The following is a 21,772-nucleotide window of genomic DNA, read 5'->3' on the forward strand; positions in this document are numbered from 1 at the left end:
TCTTAAGCGTTCGTACTCCGCGTCGGCCGGGCGATCGCGGGACCGAAAGCTAATGCGCCCAGACGGCCTGCGATTCAGGTATGCACGTACTCGGCGTGGTGGGGCCGTCCGACTCCGGGAAGACGACGCTCGTCGAACGGCTCGTCGAGCGACTGACCGACCGCGGACGGGTCGCCACGGTCAAACACCTCACGCACGCACCCGACGTCGACACCGAGGGGAAAGACACGGACCGCCACCGGACAGCCGGAGCCGCAGCGACCTACGGCCTCACCGACGACGAGGGCTGGTTCGCCACCGGCACCGAGCGAACGCTGGACGAGACGCTGGCCGACCTCGCGCCCGCGTACGATTACGCAGTCGTCGAGGGGTTCAGCCACGCTGCGATCCCACAGGTCGTCCTGGGGGACCGCGAGCACGCCGGCCCCGAACTCGCGGCCGGTCCGGACGCCGACGCCGTCGACGTCGACGACGTACTCTCGTCGCTCGCGTCGACCGAACCGTACGTGACCCTCGACACGCTGGTCGAGGAGGTCAAAGCGTCACCAGCGGCCGAACGCGCCGGCGCGATCGCGACGTTCACCGGCCGCGTCCGCGCGAAAGACGCCCCCGAGGACGCTCCGACGGAGTACCTGGAGTTCGAGAAGTACGAAGGCGTCGCCGAGGAGAAGATGGAGACCATCAGCGCCGAGCTCGAAACCCGAGACGGCGTCGTAGACGTTCGCCTCCACCACCGAACGGGCGTCATCGAGTACGGCGAGGACATCGTGTTCGTCGTCGTGCTCGCCGGCCACCGCGAAGAAGCGTTCCGGACCGTCGAAGACGGCATCGACCGGCTCAAAGACGAGGTCCCGATCTTCAAAAAGGAAGTGACCGTCGACGAGGAGTTCTGGGTCCACGACAGGGAGTGACCGACCGCGCGCCAGGCGAGATGCGGCAACATCACCCGCCAAATGGCGCTGCGAGTGGCCGTGTCAGTCCCACTCGGCCACCCTGGAGTAAGAACATCATAACGGCCTTAGATTCGTTTGTAAAACGTCTCGCGCCCTCTCGAAACGTTATGAAAGAGTTGTTTTACACCGATTTAGGCGGAAAAAGGCCCGAACCGACGCTAAAACCGCCGAAGTGACTCGAAGCTTCCTGGCTTTATATGCAGATGTAGTTGATACGAACGGATGAGGTGTCACAAATGAGCGCTACAACGCAGCCCTCCACCGAAACGCAGAGCAAGGAAGAACGACTCCGGTCGTACCTGAAGCAGAAAGCCCAGGACGGCGAGATGTACTTCAAGAGCAAATTCATCGCAGACGAGGTCGGCCTCTCGCCCAAGGAGATCGGTGCGCTCATGGTCAAACTCAGCGAATCCGCGACGGATCTGGAAGTCGAGAAGTGGTCGTACACGAGCGCGACCACGTGGCGAATCGAGCCCGCCAACTAGACACCACGACGCAGCCTCCCCGGCCGTTCCCCCGACGACAGCCGTCCCGAACCGCCGTCTCGGGGCCCTCCCCGACCCCCGAGATCGACCGTTCGAGACACTGACGAGTTCTTTCGTGTGATATTCGGACCGGAGATTTATACGGTCGCGTGTACAAGGGGAAATCGATGGATGGGAGCGGTGTCCCGGGGGACGCGCCCGCGGTCGACGAACTCTCTTCGGCGTTTCGCGTCTACGAGGTGCGGACCGACGGCGACAAACTCCTGTATATCGGTCGCCCAGCAGTCTCCTCGGACGTTCTGGAGCGTGAAGTGTGGCCACTGTTCCACGAGTACGACTACGACGTGTCGCTCCAGCAGCAGCCGTCCAGAGGCCCCCAGTTGATGGCCGGGAACTACGCGCTCGTCGCGAAACCCCGATCGCTCGGCCTGAACGGGATTCCCTGGACGAACGTCGTACTTGCGGTTTTGACAGTTCTCTCGACGCTGTTCGTCGGCACCGTCTGGTACGGAATCGACGTCGGGAACGACCCGCTCAGCCTCCTGGAGGCCTGGCCGTTTACCGCTGCTGTGCTCGGCGTCCTCGGGACGCACGAACTCGGCCACTACGTGATGAGTCGCTACCACCGGGTCGACGCTAGCCTGCCGTATTTCATCCCCTTCCCCTCGATCTTCGGGACGATGGGGGCCGTCATCAAGATGCGCGGCCGAATACCCGACCGGAAGGCGCTGTTCGACATCGGCGTCGCCGGTCCGCTGGCCGGACTGGGCGCGACAGTCGTCGTGACCATCATCGGCCTCCACCTGGACCCGGTGCGGGTGCCGTTCGAGTTGTCGTTCAACCACCCGCTCATGCTGCAGGTGCTGTCGGCGATCACCGGCCAGCCGCTCACCTACAGCGCCCCGAACAAGATCTTCAATCCGGTCGTCTTCGGCGGCTGGCTCGGGATGTTCATCACGTTCCTGAACCTGCTGCCCGTCGGCCAACTCGACGGCGGCCACATCGTCCGAGCGATGTTCGGCAAGCGGACGGAGACGGTGTCTGCGGCCGTCCCAGCCGGCCTCTTCGGCCTCGGCGCCTACCTGTTCGTCGCCCGGAGTGGCCAGGCAGTGTACATCTGGTTCATCTGGGGCGTCCTGGCGCTCGGTCTCGCCTACGCCGGGCCGACCGACCCCATCGACGACTCCCCGCTCGACCGGAAACGGTTCGCGGTCGGACTCCTCACCTTCCTGCTCGGACTGGCGTGTTTCACGCCGATCCCGATCGAGGTCGCCGCGGCCTGAGCGTCGCTCTCGTTACTCCGCGTCGTCCTCGCCGGCGTGCGTGTATCCTCTGTCCCGCAGGGCGTCGCCAGCGAGCGTGAGCCCCTCGTCGGGCTCGGTCACCGTCCCGATTTTCGTGATCTGTACGTCACAGCAGTCCCTGACGCCCGGCAACTGGCCGGGTGGGATCGTGAAGACGAGTTCGAAGTCCTCGCCGAAGAAGACGCCCAGTTCGCGGCGCGTCGCCTCGTCGGGTGCGACGTCGTCGACCGCCTCGTCGATGGGCAGCGGCCGCTCGATAGCGAAGCCGCAGTCGCTGGCGTCGGCGAGTTGGTGGAGCGAGCGGGCGAGGCCGTCGCTCGAATCGATCATCGCCGTCGCGTGGGAGGCCACAGCCAACCCGGGGACGACCCGGGGCGTAAACCGGAAGAGGTCGTTCGCGCGGTCGTACTCGCCCTGCTCGAACAGCCGGATCGCGGCCCCGCTCCGTCCGAGCGTGCCGGTGACGCAGACCGCGTCGCCCGGGCTGGCGCCGGACCGACGCACCGGCGAGTCGGTTCGTCCCAGGACCGTCGTCGAGACGGTAAACTCCTGGTGGCGGTCGAGATCGCCGCCGACGTACTCGGCCTCGACGTACGCACAGACGTCGCGTGCACCCCGGACGAACTCCCGGAGTTCGGATTCGTCGAACGACGGGGCCGCGTAGACGGCGACGGCCGCCGTCGCTTCCGCCCCCATCGCGGCGACGTCCGACAGCGATGCGCCGACGGCGCGCCAGCCGGCCGTGTAGCGTGTGGTGCCGACCGGGAAGTCCGTCCGGTCGTGAAGCATGTCCGTCGTGAGCACCTGCTCGCCGACGACGGCCGCGTCGTCGCCGGCGGCTGGCAGGTCATCGGCTAACAGCGCGAGTGCCGCCCGCTCGTCCATACCCGCCCTTCGGGGGCGCCCTCTAAAATCCCGGGGGAGGTGGCAGTCGGTGCCTTCAAACGGAAACCGGTCGTTGGCCCGGGCATGAACGGGGACAGACGGGCCACGGTCGCGGGGTTTGCCGGCGCCGTGCTCGTCCTGGTGGTGTTGTTCTGGTTCGTCGGCGTCGACCAGATCCTCGCGGCGCTCGCGAGCGCCGATCCGGTGATCGTGGCCGCGCTCGTCCCCGTCGCACTCCTGTGGCTCTCCTCGTGGGGACTGGCACTGTACACGGTGCTCCAGGCGATCGACGAGCCCGTCTCGGCACCGAAGGCGGTCATGCTGTACACGGCCGCCGTGTTCGCGAACAACGTCACGCCGTTCGGGCAAGCCGGCGGGGAGCCGCTCACCGCACTGCTCATCTCGAAGGCCACGGACAGCGAGTACGAGAACGGGCTGGCCGCGATCGCCAGCGTCGACGCGCTCCACTTCGTCCCGTCCGTCGGACTCGCGACGATCGGCCTCGCGTTCTTCGCCGTGGAGACCGTCACGCTCGGGCGGAACCTCCGGATCGCCTCCGTTGCCGTGGGCGCGCTCGCGCTCGCCATCCCGGTCGCCGCGTACGTGGGCTGGCGCTACCGCTACGAACTGGAAGCCGCGGTCGTCCGCCTGCTGACGCCGGTCATCCGCGCCCTCGGACGACTCGTCCCCCGACGAAGTCCACCGGATCCCGGCGTCATCGAACACCGCATCGAGGGATTTTTCACGGCGATCGATCGCGTCGCCAACAGCCCACGGCGGCTCGTCCTCGCGCTGGCGTTCTCGCTTGGCGGCTGGCTCGCGCTCACGTCCTCGCTGTGGCTGTCGGTCACCGCCCTCGGGTACGACGTGCCCTTCGCAGCGGTGCTGGTCGTCATTCCCGTGGGCGCGCTCGCGAGCGCCACGCCGTTCCCGGGCGGCCTCGGCGGCATCGAAACGGCGTTGACCGTCCTGCTGGTCTCGACGACCGGCATCCCGGCCGCCGCAGCGGGGGCCGCGATCGTCATCCACCGCGCCGCCACCTACTGGTTCCCGACGCTCGTCGGGGGCGGGTCGGCTGCAGCCCTCGGTGCCCGTCGCGGGGAAGAGCCAGTTGTCGAAGACGAGTGAACGACCCACACGGGCACCGGCGAGTGCCGAACGATGCGCTTTTATGACGCCAACAGGAACGACACTGCAATGACGACGCTATTCGACGTTCCCGCCGAGGACCTCAACGAGGCGCTCGCAGAGCGACTCGCCGACGAGGACGCCGTGGCGGAACCCGACTGGGCTCGCTTCACGAAGACAGGTACCGGCCGCGAACTCCCGCCGGAACAGGACGACTTCTGGCAGCGCCGCGCCGCCAGCCTCCTGCGCAAGGTCGCCATCGACGGTCCCGTGGGCATCGGCAGCCTCCGCACCGAGTACGGCAACTCCTCGAAGGGGTCGACTCGCTACCAGGTCCGACCGAAGCGCTCCACGAAGGGCAGCGGGAAGATCATCCGTACGATCCTCCAGCAGCTCGAAGAGGCCGGCTACGTCCAGACCGCACAGGGCGAGGGCCGCAAGGTCACCGGCGACGGTCGCAGCCTCCTCGACGACACCGCCGGCGAGGTCCTCCAGGACCTCGACCGTCCGGAACTCGAACGCTACGCGTAAGTTCGCTCCCTTTCGCGTTCGTTCTCCCCCTGAGCTGCTGGACTCGTTTCTCTCACTGTCTCGACACGCTCGCATAGCGCTATAGCTGCTGGCGTCCATTGGACGCTATGCACACGCTGGAGACGACCATCGACATCGACGCACCGCCAGCGGTCGTGTGGCGGGTGCTGTCCGAGTTCGAACGCTACCCCGAGTGGAACGAGTACGTGCGAATCGAGGGCACGCCGGTGGCCGGTGCGCGGCTTACCGTCACACCCGGGCCACGAGCGGGCCGGCAGCCGTCCGCGACGTCACGAGTGCTCCGAGCCGAGCCGGAGTACGAACTCCGGTGGCGCAGCCACCTGCTCGTCCGCGGGCTGTGCGACGGCGAGCACTGTTTCACGATCGAGAACCTCGGGAACGGACGCTCTCGGCTGACGCAGGCCGAGCGGTTCGTCGGGCTGCTCGCCGGGCCGTTCGTGCGCCGGTACGGCAGGCAGACGGCGGCGACCTTCGAGGGCGTCAACCGGGCGATCAAGCGGCGGGCCGAGACGACCGCCCGAACGAGGCCGACGACGACACCTCGTGCTCCCTGAGAGAGGAGTCTCCGTAACGGTTTTCCAGCAGACGCAACAAGTATTACAATAGCTATGAGTGGCGAACCCGACGACGAAGAGCTCGAACGGCTGCGACAGGAGAAGATGGAACAGCTCCGCGAACAGAAAGAGCAACAAGGGGGCGGCGAGGCCCAGGAAGCCCAGCGTCAGCAGGCCGAAGCCCAGAAGAAAGCGCTGCTGCGCCAGCACCTCACCGACGGGGCGCGCAAGCGCCTGAACACAGTGAAGATGTCGAAACCGCAGTTCGGCGAGAAGGTCGAACAGCAGGTCCTCGCGCTGGCCCAGAGCGGGCGTCTCCAGGACAAGATCGACGAGGAGAAGATGAAACAGCTGCTCTCGGAGCTGAAGCCGGACTCGAAGAGCTTCGACATCAAGCGACGGTAAATGCACGTCGGACTCTGCTACAGCGGCGGCAAAGACTCGACGTTGGCCGCTCTCCTGCTCGATTCCTTCTACGACGTCACGCTCGTCGCGGCGACGTTCGGCGTGACCGACGCGGCCGCACACGCTCGCGACGCCGCCGCCGCCGTCGGCTTTCCGCTCATCACGGTCGAACTCGACGAGTCGGTCGCCCGCGACGCCGTCGACCGCATGGTCGAGGACGGCTATCCGCGCACCGGAATCCAGCGCGTCCACGACCACGCACTCGAAACGGTGGCGGCTGGGGAGTTCCGGATCGACGCCGCCGACGAACTGCGCTCGTTCGACGCCATCGCGGACGGAACGCGCCGTGACGATCGCGTTCCGACCGTCTCGCGGGCACAGGCACAGAGCATCGAGGACCGCCACGACGTCGACTACCTGGCTCCGCTGTCGGGATTCGGTCGAAGTGCCGTCGACGACCTCGTGGACGCGACGCTGGAGGTCGAGACGGGACCGAGCGAAGAGATCGCGAAGGGCGATTACGAGGCGGAGCTCCGCGCCCTGATGGCCGAGGAGTACGGCGACGACGCCGTCACAGAGGTGTTTCCCGCCCACGACCAGACGCGCGTCGTGGGCCTCCGAGAGCACTGAGAGTCGCCCGTTTTCGGTCGTCGACCGAACAACTACCCCGGCCATCTTTGCCGCTAGCCATCGTACGGAGCGACGATGCGAGCCGGCGAAAGTCGGGACACCGATCGTGACACTGAGAGCCATCGCCAGCGGTGGCAGGACTGGTTGCTCCTCGACGGGGATCGGCGTCTCGTCGTCGGGTTCACTACCGTCGTCCTGTTTCTCGTCATCGCGTCAGTGGTCGTGAGTGAACTGGCACCGTTACGCGACCTCCAGCCGCTGTTCTACGTGCTGGGCGGGTTGATCGGAGGAAACCTGACCGTCATCACCGTCGTCGTCTCGATCAATCAGTTGCTGCTCTCGCGGGAACTACAGGCGCCGCCCGACCTCGAATCCCAGATCGAGGGGATCATCGAGTATCGCTCGGACGTCGAGGACGCTGCCGGACAGGTCGCACCGGTCGAGCCGCTGGGCTTTCTCCGCCTGCTGTTCGAGAACACCCGGCGGGAAGCCCAGCGACTGGGAGGCCTCGCGACGTCCGAGACGGACGAACAGACCTACGAGGAGATCAACGAGGTCGTCTCGGAGATCACGACCCAGACGGACAGAGTCGATTCGCTGCTGCAGCAATCGCAGACCTCCACGTTCGACGTGCTCTCGGTCACGTTGACGACGAACTACGCGACGGACATCAACCGACTCCGACAGATCGAGTGGGAACACGGCGCGCAGCTCCCGGCAGACGTCAGCGACGCGGTCGACACCCTCGTCCACCAGCTCCAGAACATCGACATCGCGCGGCAGTACTTCAAGTCGGTCTACCTCCAGCAGGAACTGGCCGAGCTGTCGCGGAACCTCTTCTACGCCGGCCTCCCGTCGGTGACCGTCGTCGCAATCGGGTTACTCCTCTTGACGGGACCGAGCGGGACCGTCTTCACCAGCCCGTACTTGCGGGCCTTCGTTCCGCTGTTCGTCACGGTCGGCCTGCTGCCGATCACGATTCTGTTCGCGTACATCGTCCGAATCGCGACCGTCACGCAGCGCACGGCGGCGACGCTGCCGTTCACGACGCCCGCACAGGAGCAGTGACCGCGTACCCAAAGGACAGTTTCAAGCGCGCCGTGTGCGAACCAACCGAGCATGTACGACCACCTGAAGGGTTTCCGGGATTTCTACCCCGACGAGATGGGGGCGCGCCGGGAGGTCATCGATCAACTGGAGGCCACCGCACGCCAGTACGGCTTCCGCGAGATCGGGACGCCCGCCCTGGAGCGGACGCAGATGTACGTCGACAAGAGCGGCGAGGAGATCGTCGAGGAACTGTACGCCTTCGAGGACAAGGGCGGCCGCGACGTGGCGATGACGCCGGAGCTGACGCCGACCGTCGCGCGGATGGTCGTCGCCAAACAGCAGGAACTCTCGAAGCCGATCAAGTGGGTCTCGACGCGGCCGTTCTGGCGCTACGAACAGGTCCAGCAGGGCCGCTTCCGCGAGTTCTACCAGACCAACGTCGACATCTTCGGCTCGTCGGAGCCGGAGGCCGACGCCGAGATCCTCGCGTTCGCCGCCGACGCGCTCACGTCGCTGGGGCTCACCGGCGAGGAGTTCGAGTTCCGCGTCTCCCACCGCGACATCCTGGGCGGGCTGCTGGAAGCGTTCGACACGGACGTCCAGACCAAGGAAGCCATCAGGGCCGTCGACAAGAGCGAGAAGATCAGCGAGGCCGAGTACCACGACCTGCTCGTCGAGGCCGGTCTCACCTACGACCAGGCCGCCGAGTTCGACGACCTGCTCGCCGTCGACGCCGAGAACCTGGACGAGCTCGTCGAGTTCGCGGGCACTGACCGCGTCGAGAACGCCGTCACGAACCTGCAGAACGTGCTGGACGCGGCGGCCGACTTCGGCGCAGGCGAGTACTGTACGCTCTCGCTGGAGACCGCTCGCGGCCTGGACTACTACACGGGCGTCGTCTTCGAGTGTTTCGACTCGACGGGCGAGGTCTCCCGGTCCGTCTTCGGCGGCGGCCGCTACGACGACCTCATCGAGAGCTTTGGCGGCCAGCCGACGCCAGCGGTCGGCGTCGCCCCCGGGCTCGCCCCGCTCTCCCTGCTCTTGCAGCGCGCCGACGTCTGGCCCGACGAGTCGTTCACGACCGACTACTACGTCCTGCAGATCGGCGACACGCGCGACGTGGCCGCCGAGATCACCCGGACGCTGCGCTCGCGGGGCCACGTCGTCGAGACCGACGTCGCCGGCCGGAGCTTCGGCGCGCAGATGAACTACGCCGACGGCGTCAACGCCGAGACGGTCGTCATCGTCGGCGAGCAGGACCTCGAAGACGACGCCGTCACGGTCAAAGACATGGACTCGGGCGACCAGGAGCAGGTACCCCTCGCGGAGTTCCCGGGCGACCACGACCGCCCGACGCTCGCGGACTTCGAATAGAACTCAGTCGAGCAGGCTGTCGTCGTCCGGTTCGGTTGCGTCGAGTCGACCCGATGTCCTCGACCACGGGCGCGGTCGGGGACACAACACTCATTCCGTCGGCGTCCGGACCGCGACCAATGCGCGCGTTTCGCCTCGCCTACGACGGCCGGCCGTTCCACGGCTTCCAGCGCCAGCCGGACGTGCCGACCGTCGAGGACGCGCTCTTCGACGCGCTCCGCGAGTTGGGGGTTCTCGGGGCCGACGCCGACGCACCACCGGGGTACGCGGGGGCGGGCCGAACCGACGCGGGCGTCTCGGCGTTCGCACAGACGGTCGCGTTCTCCGCTCCGGACTGGCTGACCCCGGCTGCACTGAACAGCGGACTGCCGGCGACGGTCCGGGCCTGGGCACGGGCCGAAGCGCCCGCGGAGTTCCACGCCACCCACGACGCCACCAGTCGCAGCTATCGGTATCACCTCCACGCACCGCCCGACGCCGTGTCCGACGAGCGCGCACGCGACGCGCTCGACGCACTCCGTGGGGAACACGACTTCCACAATCTGACGCCGGACGACACCGGAACTGTTCGGACCCTCGACGGGTCGCTCTCGCGAGACGGCGCGTTCCTGGTCGTCGAACTCACCGCGGGTGGGTTCGCGCGACAGTTGGTCCGGCGGGTCGTCTCGCTCGTCGCGTCGATCGCCCGCGGGGACCGCGACCTGGCGGCCGTCGATCGCGTCCTCGCATCGGCACAACTCCCGGGGCCGAAGGGCGTGCCGCCAGCAGCGGCGTACCCGCTCGTGTTGGTCGACGTCACGTATCCGGACCTGGACTTCACCGTCGACGCTGACGCGAAAGAGAGCGCACGCACAGTGTTCGCCGACCGGCGGGACGAGCACCGGACGCGTGCACGAGTCGCCGACGAACTCGTCGCCGGGCTCAGAAACCGGCCGTAGCGCGGCTGCCAGTCAGCGGGCGTTACAGCAGGTCAGTCAGTGCCACGTGGACGTCCGACTGGAGCCAGCCGCTCGTCTCATCGCGGTCGTACACCACGACGCCTTCCGCGGTAGTGAGTTGCCCGTAGCGATTGCTCGGATGCCGATCGCGATCGACGCTTCGTCGTTCAGGGCGGGTCATCGTGTGTCTCCACCCGTTGTTTGGCACCCGAACGTGGTATAAACACGACATAGTATCCATCAGTTTCCGTCGTTTCAGACGAGTTAGGGAGATTGTAACGTCAGGTGGGACGTAAACAGAACAAAAAGTGGCCGGGCTGAGGTTGGTCGCTCGATCAGGTCGGGTTGACCATCTTCATGGCTTCGCGAACCGACTCGCGACGGCCGAGCAACGTGATGCGGTCACCGACCTGCAGTTCCATGTCGGCTTCGGGAACGTCGACGTCGCCGTCGCGGCAGACGAGCGCGATGAGACAGTCCTCGGGGAGTTCGGGGCCGACCTCCCGAACGGGTCGGTTCGCGAACGCCTCGGTGGTGATCTCGACCTCCTGGACGTCGCCGACGCGCCCCACGTCTGTCATCCAGTGAGCCAGGGCGGGGCGTTCGATCTGGTTGTCGATGGCCCACGCAGTCGCCATCGCAGAGGAGATGGTTCGCACGCCGAGGTCTTCGAACGCCTCGACGTTGTCCGGGTTGTTCGCCCGGGCGATGACGGTCTCGACGTCGAACTTCGAGTCCGAGAGCTGGGCGATGAGCAGGTTCGCGTCGTCGTCGCCCGTCGCGGCGATGACGGTCCTGGCGTTGCCGGCCCCGGCCTCACGGAGGACGTCCGTGTCGGTCCCGTCACCCCAGACGACCGTGTAGCCCTGGTTACGCGTCTTTTCGACTGTGTCCTCTACTTCTTCGACGATGACGACGTTCTCGCCTCGGTCTTCGAGGCGTTCAGCGAGCGCTCGACCCACCTTACCGCCGCCGACGATGATGACTCGCATTGGTATTACCTCCAGGTATTCCGCGATGTAGCGCGCGAGGCCGCCCTCGAAGGCGACCGTCGCGAAGATGACCAGAAAGACCGTTCCGACCAGCACCTGCGCCTGCCCGTCGAAGGTCGCCGCGTCGGCACACAACTGCGCGGCCTCGCCCGTCGCCGTGCCGGTACACACCTGGCCGACGCTCGTGCCGGCCGTCTCGGCGGCCTGTTCGCGCAGGTGGGCCGCCTCGGACTGCAACTCGACGGCGAACAGCGTCGCGACCGACGCCGGGATGATCCCGCGGGGACCGACAAAGCTCATGAACAGTTTCTCGTTGGTCCGGAACCGGTCGCCCCGCGTCGAGAGGAACACGAGCAGCGGCCGGATCACCAGCATGACCGCCGCCACCACGGCGATGCCGGGCAGCCCCAACTGGAGCAGGTCCTCGAACTCGAGAAGGGCGGCCAGCGCGATGAACACGACCGACAGGACGAGCAGCGTGATGTCGCCCTTGAACGCCGTGATCTCGTCCTCGTACGGCACGTCTGCGTTCCCGAGCAACAGGCCGGCAGTGGCGGCCGCCGCGACGCCGGCCTCGCTGGCGATGGTGTCGGCCGCGGCGAAGGCGACGAGCGCCCCCGCGAGGACGAGCAAGCGTGCGTTCTGGGGCGCGTTCCCCGGCGAGAGGTCGACGTACCTGAGGAGATAGTAGACGAGGGCTGCGACGACGAACCCCACGAGCAGGCCGATCCCCAGCCGTTCGGCGAATGCGCGGACGAACGCCTCTCCCGCCTCGTCGCTGAGGACGACGACCTCGAAGACGACGACGGCGATGATCGCCGCGCTCACGTCGTTGATGATCCCTTCCGTTTCGAGGGCGGTCGCAACCCGGTCGCGGACCGGGACGACTTCCAGGATCGGCGTGATGACCGTCGGCCCGGTCGCGACGAGCAGCGCCCCGATGAGAAACGACATGTCCCAGGGTTGTCCGAGCGCGAATCGGATGGCGACCGCCGTGCCGACCAGAGCGATCGCCGCGCCGAGGGTCACCAGTCTGAGGGTCGCCGACGGCGCCTCCTTGATCCGGCCGATCCGGAGGTGGAACGCGCCCTCGAAGACGATGATCGCCACCGAGAGGCCGACGATGGCCGGCAAGGCCGCCCCGAACGACTCGCGCGTGACGAGGCCCAGTCCCTCCGGTCCGAGGGCGACACCAGCCGTCAACAGGAAGATGATACTCGGAACGCGAAATCGGGCGGACAGCAGTTGTGCCCCCACGCCGATACCGATGATCGCGGCGACCAGGGGGATTATCTCGCCACCAGCCACAGGGGACCCTCCATGCACGCGGTGCAACGGAACGACGCGGTTTAAACGCACCCAATTTCGCCAGCGGCGACGGCCATGAATAAACTGATAACAACGCGCCGATCCAGAATATCGACTACGATAATCAGACCCCGGGATATATAGTGGAAATAACAGTACGACACTGGTAATGACTTTCAGGCGACGAATAGCCCAGCTTCTCCACGCTTCCCGCGCCCGAACGTCCGGCGAGCACACCAACGAACGGACCACGGAGCAGGACCCAGACACAGCGGTGAGTTCGTCAGAAGCTGACGATGTCCCGACCCGAAACGAGGGGGGTCCCAGATCGAGCGGCGCCGACGACGAGACGGCAGCCGGTGACGGGAAACCGGCCGACGACCTCGAGGTCGGTTCAGCAGCCGACGCTGGTGCGGCCGGTGACGGAAACGGCGCGAGCGAGCAGCGGACCGCCGCTGGGGCGGTGAGGAGTGCCGAGGTACCGGGGGAGACGGCGACCGTGGTCGCGGACGGCGGGACCCAGACGGTCGAGGCCGGCGCGCTGGAAGCGACGGCAGAGGACTTCCGCGACGCACTGGCGGCCGCGGCCGACGGCGACATGAGCCAGCGGCTGGACACGGACCGCGAGAACGAAGCGATGGCCGACGCCGCGTCGGCGTTCAACCAGATGATGGACCACTTCTCCGGGACCATCGCGGAACTCGAGGAGTTCGCCGAAGACGTCGACGACACGACCGAAGAGATGAGCGCAGCGACGCGCGAGGTCAAGGAGACGAGCGAGGAGGTGAGCGACTCGATGGATCAGATCTCGAACAACGCCTCGAACCAGGACGATCACCTCCAGGAGGTCGCCGACGAGATGACGGACCTCTCGGCGACGGTCCAGGAGATCGCGTCCTCGGCCTCGGAGGTCGCCACCATCTCCAGGGACGCCGCCGAGTACGGCCAGGAGGGCCGGGACGCGGCCGCGGAAGCAGTCGAGCGGATGGATCAGATCCAGTCGACGGCCGCCCAGACGATCGAACAGGTCGAACACCTCGAGAACCACATCAAAGACATCAACGAAGTGGTGGAGGTCATCGACGACATCGCCGACCAGACGTCGATCCTGGCGCTGAACGCGTCCATCGAGGCCGCCCGCGCCGGGGAGGCCGGCGAAGGCTTCGCCGTCGTCGCCAACGAAGTCAAGCAGCTGGCCGAAGAGGCCGGCCAGGCGACCGAAGACATCAGTACGATGATCGAAGACGTCCAGGAGGAGACGACCGCGACGGTCACGGAGATCCGCGAGATGGGCGACCGCGTCGCCGACGGGACCGACACGGTCGAGGACGCACTCGACGCGCTGGACGCGATCGCCGACCGCGTCGAGGACGCGAACGAGGGCGTCCAGTCGATCAACGAAGCGACCGACGAACAGGCGACCAGCACGGAGGAAGTCGTCGCGCTCGTCGAAGACGTCGCGGAACTGAGCGAGCAGACGGCCGCAGAAACCCGCGAAGTGTCCGCGTCCAGTGAAGAACAGACCGCTGCACTCACCGAGGTCGTGGCCAACATGGACCGGATCGCCGACCAGGCGACCGACCTCACCAGCCTGCTGTCCCGCTTCGAACAGGACAGCAGCGACGGATCGACCGACGATGGCGACGACCTCTCCTGGGACGACGCCGCGGTCCACGGCGGTGACGACGCGAGCGACGACGATGACGACCTCTCCTGGGACGACGCCGCAGTTCACGACGGTGACGACGCGAGCGGCGATGAGGACACGAGCGACGACGACCTCTCCTGGGACGACGCGATGGTCCACGACAGCGAGTAGTATCACGGGACGACGGGGGGCCACACTCACCACCTATTGCTATCAGTCCTGAGAATCGAGGGATAATACTAATAGTCAAATAGATGACTCTCTCTCACATGCCATTCAAATCCGGTGAGAACTGGGAAGTCGACATCGACCGCGAGAAAAACAGGCTGTACCTGGAGCTCGAGGGGTACATGGAGGCCGCCGACGCTGGGGCCGCGGCCGACGCGACGATCGAAGGGGCGAAAGAACTCGACGAGGGGTTCGACATGGTCAACGACCTCTCGACGTTCCAGCCGTCCGACCAGGAGGCGATGGACCACATCCAGCGCGGCAAGCAGGGGATCGCGAAACACGGCGTCGCCGCCGTCGTCCGGGTGACGGCCGAATCGACGACTGGACAGATGCAGTTCGACCGCGCGGGTGAAGACGAGGAGAGCTACCAGTTGGCGATGGCCGACTCGACGGCGAAAGCCGAAAAACTGCTGGACAAGCGCTAGAGAAACCTGAGAACGTCACAAACCATGGGAGACTGGAGCGTCGACGTCGACGAGGAGAAGAATCGGCTCTATCTGACTCTCAAAGGACACCTCAGCGCCGAGGCGGCCGAGCAGGCGGCAGACGCCGTCATCGACGCGAGTGCGCGCCTGGACCCGGGATTCGACGAGGTGAACGACATGTCCGAGTTCGAGCCCGCGGCCTCAGAGGCGATGGAGGAGATCGAACGCGGGAAGCGCGGCATCGTCGAGAACGGCGTCGAAGCGGTCTGTCGAGTCGTCGCGGAGTCGACGACCGGACAGATGCAGTTCGACCGTGCGGGCGAGGGCGCCGAGGAGTACGCGCTGGCGAAAGCCGAGTCCGTCGAAGAGGCCGAGCGTCTCCTCGACCAGCGCCGGCAGGACGCGTAGGGAGCGAAGTCCGACCCCACTGGTCCGTCACCACGTATTATTTCAAAAGTCATCGACGCAGCCTCACTCGTCGGCTGACTCCCGGTGGTCGAGATACGTCAGGACGCCGCGCACGTTCATGCGTTCTTCCCCGCGAGCCTTGCGGTCGCCCCAGACGTCGACCATCTCGGTTTGTTCGGCGAAGTAGTCGATCACGGCCTCGTCGTCGCCGAGTTCCGCGCGCTTCGTGGCGATGCGATCGACCCAGTCGGCGATGACGTCCGCGTACTCGCGCAAGCGGTCGTCCGTCGTCGCCGGTCCGAAATGGCCGTAGCAGAGCACCTCGGGCGCCAGGTCCTCGATCATGTTCGCGTCGGCGAGCACCTGCTCTAAGTCGAAGTTCGGCGGCGGCGAGGTGTGATGGACGAAGTCTCCCGACGGGACGTAGATGCCCGCGGCGTCGGCGGTGAACACGACGGCGTCGGCGGGGTCTTCGAAGACGACCTGGTGGGGTGCGTGTCCGGGCGCGTGGTGGACGTGCAGTTCGCGGTCACCGAGGTCGATGACGTCACCGTCCGAGAGTTCCCGGATGCGATCCTCGGGAACGGGTTCGGGCTCGGCGTAGAGCCCCCACAGGTCGCCGACGGCGGCTTTCGTCCCTTCGACCAGTCTGGACGGGTCAGCGAGGTGTGGCGCACCGATCTCGTGGATCGCGACGGTCGCGTTCGGGCACTCGGCGGCGAGGAACCCAGCACCGCCGGCGTGGTCGAGGTGGACGTGCGTGAGCGCGATGACCGCGAGGTCGTCGGGGGCGATCCCGACGTCGTCCATCGCCGCGAGGATGCGTTCGTACTCCGTGCCGATCCCGGAGTCGACCAGCGCGGGCCGCTCGCCGTCGACGATGTATACCGAGCCGTATTCGGGTGCGTCGTACATCCCGGTATCGACGTAGTAGAGGTCCGAACAGGAGCCCTCCGTCACCGCGAAGCAGTCGCCGATTGCCATACCCGGAGCACCGAGCGGCGGGGAGAAAAACGGTTCGGGCGACCCGCACAGTGAAGTCCCCGACGCGTGTTCACCGGCGTATGCGAGAGGACGGGACGACCGAGGCAGACGGGGACGACGACAACGACGAGGCCGCGTCGCCCGAACTGGCAGCGGACGACAGCGGCGTGAGCGACGAACTCGCGCGCCTGCGCGGCGAGATCGAGCAACTGTCCGTCGCGGTGGCGACCCTCCAGGAGACCGACGACGAGCGCGACCAGCGGCTCGACGCCCTGGAAACGCGCATCGAAGACTACCACCGTCGGGGCGAACGCGAGCGCGAGCAGCTGGCTGCCCAGACGCTCGCCGACTTCGCCGACCGCATGCTGTCGGTCAAAGACAGCCTCGACAACGTCCTGGGGATGGCCGACGTCGACGAGGACACGGAACGACAGCTCTCGCTCGTCCAGCGGCAGTTCGAGCAATCGTTCACGAGCGGCGAGATAGAGCGCATCGACGCCGACGGTCAGTTCGACGCCAGTAGACACAAAATGGTCGAACGCGTCAGCGACGACGCCTACGACGAGGGCGAGATCGTCCGCGAACTGGACGCCGGCTACACCATCGGCGACCGGGTGCTCCGACCAGCACGCGTCGTCGTCGCGACGGGCGACTCGTCCTGATTACGAGCCGACTTCGGCCGTGTCGCCGCCGTCGTCGGGCGACGTGCCGGTGACGTTCTGTTCGACGGTGAGCGACCCTTCGGCGTCGCCGTCGACGTCTTCGGCGGTGACGTGGAGGATGCCGTCGTCGTCGACCCGGAACGTCACCTCGATGGTCGGCTTGCCGGCCGGCGCCTCCGGAATCCCCGTCAGGGTGAACTCGTCGAGTTTCTCGTTCTCGCGGGCCTGCTCGTGTTCGCCCTGGTACACGTCGATCGCCATGATCGTCTGGTCGTCTTTCGTCGTGGTGTAGTACTTCGTGCCGGTGGCCTCCGTGATCGGCGTCCCCTTCTCGATGAGGACGTTGAAACTCCCGTCTTTGACCCGCGTCCCCAGCGAGCGGGTGACGATGCTCTTGACCGTGATCTCGCCGCGCTCTTCGACCTTCTCGCCGTGCTCGTCGGTGGCGTGGGCCGCGTCGAGGTGGTCCTGGAACCCGTCGCGGGTGTCGAAGGTCTCGCCGCACGTACAGGCGTACTGCTCTTCGACCGCGCCGCTCTTGGCGGCGTACAGCGCCGCGCCCTTGGCGACGATCTTGTCCGGCTCGAAGGTGAGTTCCGGATCGACCCCCGTGTACTCGGCCACGCGGTCCTGGATGGCGGGCATCCGCGTCGAGCCGCCCACGAGCAGGACGGTGTCGATGTCGCGGGTCGTCCGGTCGGCGTCGTCGAGGGCCTGCTCTAAGGGTGCGAGCGCCTGCTCGCGGAGGTCCTCGGTGATCGATTCGAAGATGTCGCGGGTCAGCGTCTCGTCGAGTTCGACGATCTCACCGTCGAGCTGGCCCAGCAGCGGTTCGATGAGTTCCGTCTCCTCGCCGGTCGAGAGGTCGATCTTCGCGTCTTCGGCGATCGCCCGGAGGTTCGCCCGGAGTTCGTCGTCGGCCAGCACGTCGACACCCTGGTCCCGTTCCAGCGCCGCAGCGACGTGGTCCATGATGGCCTCGTCGAAGTCGGTCCCGCCGAGGTGGTTGTCGCCGCTGGTGGTGAGGATGGTGAACGTGTCGCCGTCGACGTCGAGGACGGAGACGTCGAGCGTCCCGCCGCCGAAGTCGTAGACGACGAGCGTCTCGTCGGCCAGGTCGGCGTCGTAGCCGTGGGCGATCGCCGCGGCGGTCGGTTCGTTCAGGAGCTTGACTTCGCGGAAGCCGGCCAGTTTGGCGGCCCGCCGGGTGGCTTTCTTCTGGTCGGCGGTGAAGTAGGCCGGGACCGTCACCACGGTCTCGGTCACCTGTTCGCCGAGGTACGACTCGGCGTCGTCCTTGAGTTTTCGCAGGATCTCGGCGGATATTTCGGCTGGATCGTACGTCTCGCCGTCGATTTCGACGGTGTAGTCCTCGCCGACGTGGCGCTTGATCGTCCGGACAGTCCGGTCGGGGTTGGCGGGAGCGCGGTTCTCCGCACGGCGGCCGACCACGGGATCGCCGGCGTCGTCGAAACTGACGACCGACGGCGTGAGCGGCTCGCCCTCGTTGTTCTGTAACATCTGGACGTCGTCGCCCTCGATGAGGGCCATGCCGCTGTTGGTCGTCCCGAGGTCGATTCCCAGGACCTTCTCACTGACCATCTCGGATACACCTGCCTCGCCGCGACATATCACGCTTTCGCCCGGTGCGAGCGACGGCGACTACCAGTCACCGTCACGCTCCTCGCTCGACGCACCGCCGTCGGCCACGGCCGCTTCGGCGTCGCGCGCCTGGATCTCGAACTCCGCGAGCATCTCCTGGAGTTCCCTGGTTCGGGACGCCAGTCCGGCCGCCGATTCCGACACCTGGGTGATCGAGGCGCTGGCCTCTTCGGAGGTTGCAGCGACCTTCTCGGCCTGCTGGGTCGTCTCCTCGGAGACGCTGGCGATCTCGTCGACCATCTGCACGATCTCCTGTGCCGAGTTCGCCTGCTGGTCGGTCGCGTCGTTGATGCTCTTCAAGCCGCCGTCGACGCTGTCGACCCCGTCGACGATCGCTTCCAGCGATTCGGTCAGCTCCGCGACGGTCTCGGTCCCCTCGGTGATCCTGGACTCGGCCTCGCGGATGTCCTCGGCGCTGTCGAGCGCCCGGTTCTGGACGGAGCCGATGGTCGTCTCGATCTCCTCGACGGCCCGTTGGGTTTCCTCGGAGAGTTCCTTGACTTCGTTCGCCACCACCGCGAACCCGGACCCGGCCTCGCCAGCGCGTGCCGCCTCGATGTTGGCGTTCAGCGCCAGGATCGACGTCTGCTCGGCGATGTCGTGGATCAGGCCGGTCACCTGGCTGATCTCCTCGATCTCGTCGGTGAGCTGTTCGATCGAGTCGACGACGTCGCTCGTCTGGCGCTCGATCGACCGCATCTCTTCGATGGTCTCCTGGGCGGTTTCGCGACCCTCGGCACCGAGTTCGGCCACTCTGTCGGACTGGCCAGCCACCTCGTCCGTCGTCGAGGCGACCTCCTCGATCGTCGCCGACAGGTCGTTGACCTCGTCGGCCGTGGCCTGTAGATCCTCGGTCTGTGACTGCGCGCCCGAGGAGATCTGCTGGATGGACTTGCTGACTTGCTCACTGGCCTGCTTGACGTCGTCGGCACTGTCCTCGACGTCGTCGCTCGAAGTCGCGACGGCGTCGGCGAACTCCTGAACGTCGGCGACGGTCCGTTCGAGGTCGGCGATCATCTCGTTGAACGAGGTGGCGATCGACTGCATCGCCCCGCTGTCGGTCTCGGGGTCGAGCCGGCGCGTCAGGTCGCCGTCGGCGCAGGCGGCCATCGTCTCGCTGTAGCGTTCGGCCTCGGCTTCGAGTTGCTCGTTGAACCGCTGGGTTTCGAGTTGGCGCTGTTCGGCCTCCTCCCGTGCGCGCTCCGCATCGGCGCGGGCCTCGTCGGCTTCAGCGAGCGACTCCTTGAGCGAATCGCGCATGGCGGCGAACTCCGCGTACAGCATCCCGACCTCGTCGGTCCGATCGGTCTCCAGTTCGGTGTCGAGGTTCCCCTTGCCGATCTCGGTGGCGCGCTCTGCGAGTTGGCGGAGTGCCAGCGCCAGGTTGCCACCGATGGTGATGCCGAACACGCCGATGTTCATCGCGATGACGTACAACAGCGCCACCAGTCCGGCCGTGGCGGTGTTCCGCTCGCTGTAGATCGCCTGCGTCGGTGCGTAACTGACGACCTGCCACCCGCTGTCGGGCACGGTGGTCGCGGTCGCTGCGTGTTTGGTCCCGCCCACCATGCCGGTCGCGACGCCCGACCCGTTGGTCACCAGCCCCGTGGCGTTGGCGTCGCTCGCACGCCCGGCAGTCGACGCGACGACGACCTCTCCGTCAGCGACCAGTGCACTGCGGTAGGTGCTGTCGGCGAGGTGCGTCCGGAGGGACGCCATCGAAGCCGCGACCACGACCAGGCGGTCGTCGTCGACCGACGCGACGAACGGGACGATCCGCTCGCTGGCTCCGACTGCTTGCTGGGGCTGGCCGACGAGGGTCGCCGTCGCGTCAGTCGGGGCGTTCACGACCAGTTCCTGGCCGACTGCACTGGACTGTGAACTCGCCTGAACCGCACCGCTCTCGCGGTCGACGACGTGGACTGCGTGGACGCGATCAGGTCCCGCCGCGGTTTCGAGGCGGTCCGTGATCGCGGCCGTCTCCCCGCTCTGAACGGCGCTCGAAGTCGCCACCCCGGCAGCGAGGGCGGAATTGGACTCCGCCCACAACGCCGTGACGTTGGCGTCGTCGGCCGCGTGTTCGGTAAAGTCCGCGTTCGCCGACGCCTGGAGTTCGCCCGAGACGTTCGCGTAAAAGAACACGGTCGAGACGAGTGTGACGAGGACGAGGATGGCGAGCGTCGCCACCATCTTCATGCTGTAACTCGACTTGATCCGATCTGGAACGTAGCTGTTGAGTTTCATTGTGTCACCGGTCCACTCCCGTCAGTCAACCAGTGGTAACTGTTTCGTGGTAACAGCCCACGACTGGTAAATCGTACCGCCCGAATTATCGTCTTCGATAACATGTGTCTGTGAAGGTGTTCGGCGTCTGTGGTCAGTCGCTCGTGCTCGCGTCCGGTTCGGACGGTCGCGGCCCGTCGTCCCGGAGGACGGCGAGCAGCGACGACCGCTCGTTCGCGAGGTGTTCGATCGCGGTATCGGACCGCAGGAGGATGCCGGCGAAGCCGAGCTGGCCGAAGACGTCCATGTACGCGCCCATGTAGACGCCGGTGAACGTTCCGAGCAGTCCCATCCCCTGTCGAGAGGTCAAGCCCACGACCAGATACATGATCAGCAACAGGGCCATCAGATTGCGAAGTTTCCCGAACGCAAGCCGACGCGGACCCGAGACGGCCTGTGCTGCGCGCGTGTACGGACGGAACAGCAGCCACAGGATGCCGAGCAGCGAGCCGAGAAACAACAGTTTCCCGACGCTCTCGACGGGCGGCGCCGTCATCCAGTTGATGAGCGCCCCGAGCGAGAACGTCGAGAGCAGGCCGACACCCACGAGGATGTGCCGGCGTTCGGCGTCCGCCATCATCCCCACGTAGGCGATGATGACCGTGTACGAGAAGAAGTAGACGACGAACCGCGACAGCGGGACCGGCCGACCACTGGCAGAGTGGAGTCGCAACACCTCGTTCGCCATGCCGAAATACCCCAGCGCGAGCATCGCAGTTGTGTACGGTGCCACCAGGGCGATCCTGCGCTTGCGGCCCGAGAACTTGCGAACCCCGACCGCAGTGATGACGGTCGCGACCGTCGCCAGGGTACCGATCAGCGCGTAGAACGTCAGTTCACCGACGATCATGGATGCCTCCTCCCCCCGTTCCCCCCGCGCGACCAGAACCGGGATGCACTGTGCACCGGCT

General features: G+C 66.5%; 22 protein-coding genes. 15 read left to right on the top strand and 7 right to left on the bottom strand.

Going from position 1 to position 21,772, the window contains the following annotated elements; genetic code table 11:
* The first annotated feature begins 80 nt into the window (after positions 1-80).
* The 3 genes from ACFR9U_RS03050 to ACFR9U_RS03060 all read left to right on the top strand — a co-directional run bounded on the left by ACFR9U_RS03050 (position 81) and on the right by ACFR9U_RS03060 (position 2,721).
* Entirely contained in the window at positions 81-911 is an 831-nt protein-coding gene (locus ACFR9U_RS03050; protein ID WP_247376822.1) for a molybdopterin synthase, read from the top strand.
* Between the two features lie 278 nt (positions 912-1,189).
* Positions 1,190-1,438, top strand: a complete 249-nt coding sequence (locus ACFR9U_RS03055) for a DUF7123 family protein (RefSeq protein WP_247376820.1) — start codon at positions 1,190-1,192, stop codon at positions 1,436-1,438.
* A 167-nt stretch (positions 1,439-1,605) separates the two neighbouring features.
* Positions 1,606-2,721: a site-2 protease family protein gene (locus tag ACFR9U_RS03060; protein WP_247376818.1), complete on the top strand. Its 1,116-nt coding sequence runs from the start codon at positions 1,606-1,608 to the stop codon at positions 2,719-2,721.
* A gap of 12 nt (positions 2,722-2,733) precedes the next feature.
* On the opposite strand, the gene thiL is transcribed toward ACFR9U_RS03060, so the two are convergent.
* Positions 2,734-3,627, bottom strand: coding sequence for a thiamine-phosphate kinase (gene thiL / locus ACFR9U_RS03065; protein ID WP_247376815.1), 894 nt, complete (start codon positions 3,625-3,627; stop codon positions 2,734-2,736).
* An 84-nt stretch (positions 3,628-3,711) separates the two neighbouring features.
* Between thiL and ACFR9U_RS03070 the strand changes: the two genes are divergently transcribed.
* From ACFR9U_RS03070 to truA, 8 genes are all read left to right on the top strand, one after another.
* Positions 3,712-4,755, top strand: a complete 1,044-nt coding sequence (locus ACFR9U_RS03070) for a lysylphosphatidylglycerol synthase transmembrane domain-containing protein (protein ID WP_247376813.1) — start codon at positions 3,712-3,714, stop codon at positions 4,753-4,755.
* A gap of 69 nt (positions 4,756-4,824) precedes the next feature.
* Positions 4,825-5,286 carry a 30S ribosomal protein S19e gene (locus tag ACFR9U_RS03075; RefSeq protein WP_247376811.1) on the top strand — a complete coding sequence of 154 codons (462 nt, stop codon included), beginning with the start codon at positions 4,825-4,827 and terminating at the stop codon, positions 5,284-5,286.
* 107 nt (positions 5,287-5,393) lie between these two features.
* Positions 5,394-5,861: an SRPBCC domain-containing protein gene (locus ACFR9U_RS03080; protein WP_247376809.1), complete on the top strand. Its 468-nt coding sequence runs from the start codon at positions 5,394-5,396 to the stop codon at positions 5,859-5,861.
* A gap of 54 nt (positions 5,862-5,915) precedes the next feature.
* Positions 5,916-6,266 (top strand): DNA-binding protein, encoded by a 351-nt coding sequence (locus ACFR9U_RS03085; RefSeq protein WP_247376806.1) that lies wholly within the window; start codon positions 5,916-5,918, stop codon positions 6,264-6,266.
* Positions 6,267-6,896, top strand: coding sequence for a DUF7411 family protein (locus ACFR9U_RS03090; RefSeq protein ID WP_247376804.1), 630 nt, complete (start codon positions 6,267-6,269; stop codon positions 6,894-6,896).
* Between the two features lie 75 nt (positions 6,897-6,971).
* Entirely contained in the window at positions 6,972-7,964 is a 993-nt protein-coding gene (locus ACFR9U_RS03095; RefSeq protein WP_247376802.1) for a DUF7972 family membrane protein, read from the top strand.
* Between the two features lie 51 nt (positions 7,965-8,015).
* The gene (hisS, locus tag ACFR9U_RS03100) at positions 8,016-9,320 is read left to right on the top strand and encodes a histidine--tRNA ligase (RefSeq protein WP_247376800.1); all 1,305 of its coding nucleotides are present in this window, start codon (positions 8,016-8,018) and stop codon (positions 9,318-9,320) included.
* A 119-nt stretch (positions 9,321-9,439) separates the two neighbouring features.
* A complete protein-coding gene (gene truA / locus ACFR9U_RS03105; protein WP_247376798.1) occupies positions 9,440-10,258 on the top strand; it encodes a tRNA pseudouridine(38-40) synthase TruA in 819 nt (272 codons plus the stop codon).
* Between the two features lie 22 nt (positions 10,259-10,280).
* Here truA and ACFR9U_RS03110 read toward each other — a convergent pair whose 3' ends face one another.
* The gene (locus ACFR9U_RS03110; RefSeq protein ID WP_247376796.1) at positions 10,281-10,439 is read right to left on the bottom strand and encodes a DUF7331 family protein; all 159 of its coding nucleotides are present in this window, start codon (positions 10,437-10,439) and stop codon (positions 10,281-10,283) included.
* Between the two features lie 154 nt (positions 10,440-10,593).
* Positions 10,594-12,558, bottom strand: coding sequence for a cation:proton antiporter domain-containing protein (locus ACFR9U_RS03115; RefSeq protein WP_247376795.1), 1,965 nt, complete (start codon positions 12,556-12,558; stop codon positions 10,594-10,596).
* A gap of 274 nt (positions 12,559-12,832) precedes the next feature.
* On the opposite strand from ACFR9U_RS03115, the gene ACFR9U_RS03120 reads away from it, so the two are divergent.
* The 3 genes from ACFR9U_RS03120 to ACFR9U_RS03130 all read left to right on the top strand — a co-directional run bounded on the left by ACFR9U_RS03120 (position 12,833) and on the right by ACFR9U_RS03130 (position 15,270).
* A complete protein-coding gene (locus ACFR9U_RS03120) occupies positions 12,833-14,377 on the top strand; it encodes a methyl-accepting chemotaxis protein (RefSeq protein ID WP_247376792.1) in 1,545 nt (514 codons plus the stop codon).
* 98 nt (positions 14,378-14,475) lie between these two features.
* The gene (locus ACFR9U_RS03125; protein ID WP_247376790.1) at positions 14,476-14,862 is read left to right on the top strand and encodes a hypothetical protein; all 387 of its coding nucleotides are present in this window, start codon (positions 14,476-14,478) and stop codon (positions 14,860-14,862) included.
* Between the two features lie 24 nt (positions 14,863-14,886).
* Entirely contained in the window at positions 14,887-15,270 is a 384-nt protein-coding gene (locus ACFR9U_RS03130; RefSeq protein ID WP_247376788.1) for a hypothetical protein, read from the top strand.
* A gap of 63 nt (positions 15,271-15,333) precedes the next feature.
* On the opposite strand, the gene ACFR9U_RS03135 is transcribed toward ACFR9U_RS03130, so the two are convergent.
* Positions 15,334-16,254 (bottom strand): MBL fold metallo-hydrolase, encoded by a 921-nt coding sequence (locus tag ACFR9U_RS03135; protein WP_247376786.1) that lies wholly within the window; start codon positions 16,252-16,254, stop codon positions 15,334-15,336.
* A gap of 80 nt (positions 16,255-16,334) precedes the next feature.
* Between ACFR9U_RS03135 and ACFR9U_RS03140 the strand changes: the two genes are divergently transcribed.
* Entirely contained in the window at positions 16,335-16,916 is a 582-nt protein-coding gene (locus ACFR9U_RS03140) for a nucleotide exchange factor GrpE (RefSeq protein WP_247376784.1), read from the top strand.
* Here the strand turns inward: ACFR9U_RS03140 and ACFR9U_RS03145 are convergent, their stop codons facing one another.
* The 3 genes from ACFR9U_RS03145 to ACFR9U_RS03155 all read right to left on the bottom strand — a co-directional run bounded on the left by ACFR9U_RS03145 (position 16,917) and on the right by ACFR9U_RS03155 (position 21,711).
* Positions 16,917-18,518: an Hsp70 family protein gene (locus ACFR9U_RS03145; RefSeq protein ID WP_247376782.1), complete on the bottom strand. Its 1,602-nt coding sequence runs from the start codon at positions 18,516-18,518 to the stop codon at positions 16,917-16,919.
* 60 nt (positions 18,519-18,578) lie between these two features.
* On the bottom strand, positions 18,579-20,822 hold the full coding sequence (locus ACFR9U_RS03150) for a methyl-accepting chemotaxis protein (RefSeq protein ID WP_247376780.1): 2,244 nt from the start codon (positions 20,820-20,822) through the stop codon (positions 18,579-18,581).
* A 133-nt stretch (positions 20,823-20,955) separates the two neighbouring features.
* Positions 20,956-21,711 carry a bacteriorhodopsin gene (locus ACFR9U_RS03155; protein WP_247376777.1) on the bottom strand — a complete coding sequence of 252 codons (756 nt, stop codon included), beginning with the start codon at positions 21,709-21,711 and terminating at the stop codon, positions 20,956-20,958.
* Between the last annotated feature and the right edge of the window lie 61 nt (positions 21,712-21,772).

Origin of the sequence: Halorientalis brevis (assembly GCF_042678165.1) — an archaeon.
In the GTDB taxonomy this organism is placed as follows: domain Archaea; phylum Halobacteriota; class Halobacteria; order Halobacteriales; family Haloarculaceae; genus Halorientalis; species Halorientalis brevis.

Coding starts and splice junctions, on each gene's coding strand:
- ACFR9U_RS03085 (WP_247376806.1), top strand. CDS start 5,916: ATGAGTGGCGAACCCGACGACGAAGAGCTCGAACGGCTGCGACAGGAG.
- ACFR9U_RS03155 (WP_247376777.1), bottom strand. CDS start 21,711: ATGATCGTCGGTGAACTGACGTTCTACGCGCTGATCGGTACCCTGGCG.
- thiL (WP_247376815.1), bottom strand. CDS start 3,627: ATGGACGAGCGGGCGGCACTCGCGCTGTTAGCCGATGACCTGCCAGCC.
- ACFR9U_RS03125 (WP_247376790.1), top strand. CDS start 14,476: ATGCCATTCAAATCCGGTGAGAACTGGGAAGTCGACATCGACCGCGAG.
- ACFR9U_RS03135 (WP_247376786.1), bottom strand. CDS start 16,254: ATGGCAATCGGCGACTGCTTCGCGGTGACGGAGGGCTCCTGTTCGGAC.
- truA (WP_247376798.1), top strand. CDS start 9,440: ATGCGCGCGTTTCGCCTCGCCTACGACGGCCGGCCGTTCCACGGCTTC.
- ACFR9U_RS03110 (WP_247376796.1), bottom strand. CDS start 10,439: ATGACCCGCCCTGAACGACGAAGCGTCGATCGCGATCGGCATCCGAGC.
- ACFR9U_RS03050 (WP_247376822.1), top strand. CDS start 81: ATGCACGTACTCGGCGTGGTGGGGCCGTCCGACTCCGGGAAGACGACG.
- ACFR9U_RS03095 (WP_247376802.1), top strand. CDS start 6,972: ATGCGAGCCGGCGAAAGTCGGGACACCGATCGTGACACTGAGAGCCAT.
- ACFR9U_RS03055 (WP_247376820.1), top strand. CDS start 1,190: ATGAGCGCTACAACGCAGCCCTCCACCGAAACGCAGAGCAAGGAAGAA.
- ACFR9U_RS03140 (WP_247376784.1), top strand. CDS start 16,335: ATGCGAGAGGACGGGACGACCGAGGCAGACGGGGACGACGACAACGAC.
- ACFR9U_RS03150 (WP_247376780.1), bottom strand. CDS start 20,822: ATGAAACTCAACAGCTACGTTCCAGATCGGATCAAGTCGAGTTACAGC.
- ACFR9U_RS03080 (WP_247376809.1), top strand. CDS start 5,394: ATGCACACGCTGGAGACGACCATCGACATCGACGCACCGCCAGCGGTC.
- hisS (WP_247376800.1), top strand. CDS start 8,016: ATGTACGACCACCTGAAGGGTTTCCGGGATTTCTACCCCGACGAGATG.
- ACFR9U_RS03130 (WP_247376788.1), top strand. CDS start 14,887: ATGGGAGACTGGAGCGTCGACGTCGACGAGGAGAAGAATCGGCTCTAT.
- ACFR9U_RS03090 (WP_247376804.1), top strand. CDS start 6,267: ATGCACGTCGGACTCTGCTACAGCGGCGGCAAAGACTCGACGTTGGCC.
- ACFR9U_RS03145 (WP_247376782.1), bottom strand. CDS start 18,518: ATGGTCAGTGAGAAGGTCCTGGGAATCGACCTCGGGACGACCAACAGC.
- ACFR9U_RS03060 (WP_247376818.1), top strand. CDS start 1,606: ATGGATGGGAGCGGTGTCCCGGGGGACGCGCCCGCGGTCGACGAACTC.
- ACFR9U_RS03070 (WP_247376813.1), top strand. CDS start 3,712: ATGAACGGGGACAGACGGGCCACGGTCGCGGGGTTTGCCGGCGCCGTG.
- ACFR9U_RS03075 (WP_247376811.1), top strand. CDS start 4,825: ATGACGACGCTATTCGACGTTCCCGCCGAGGACCTCAACGAGGCGCTC.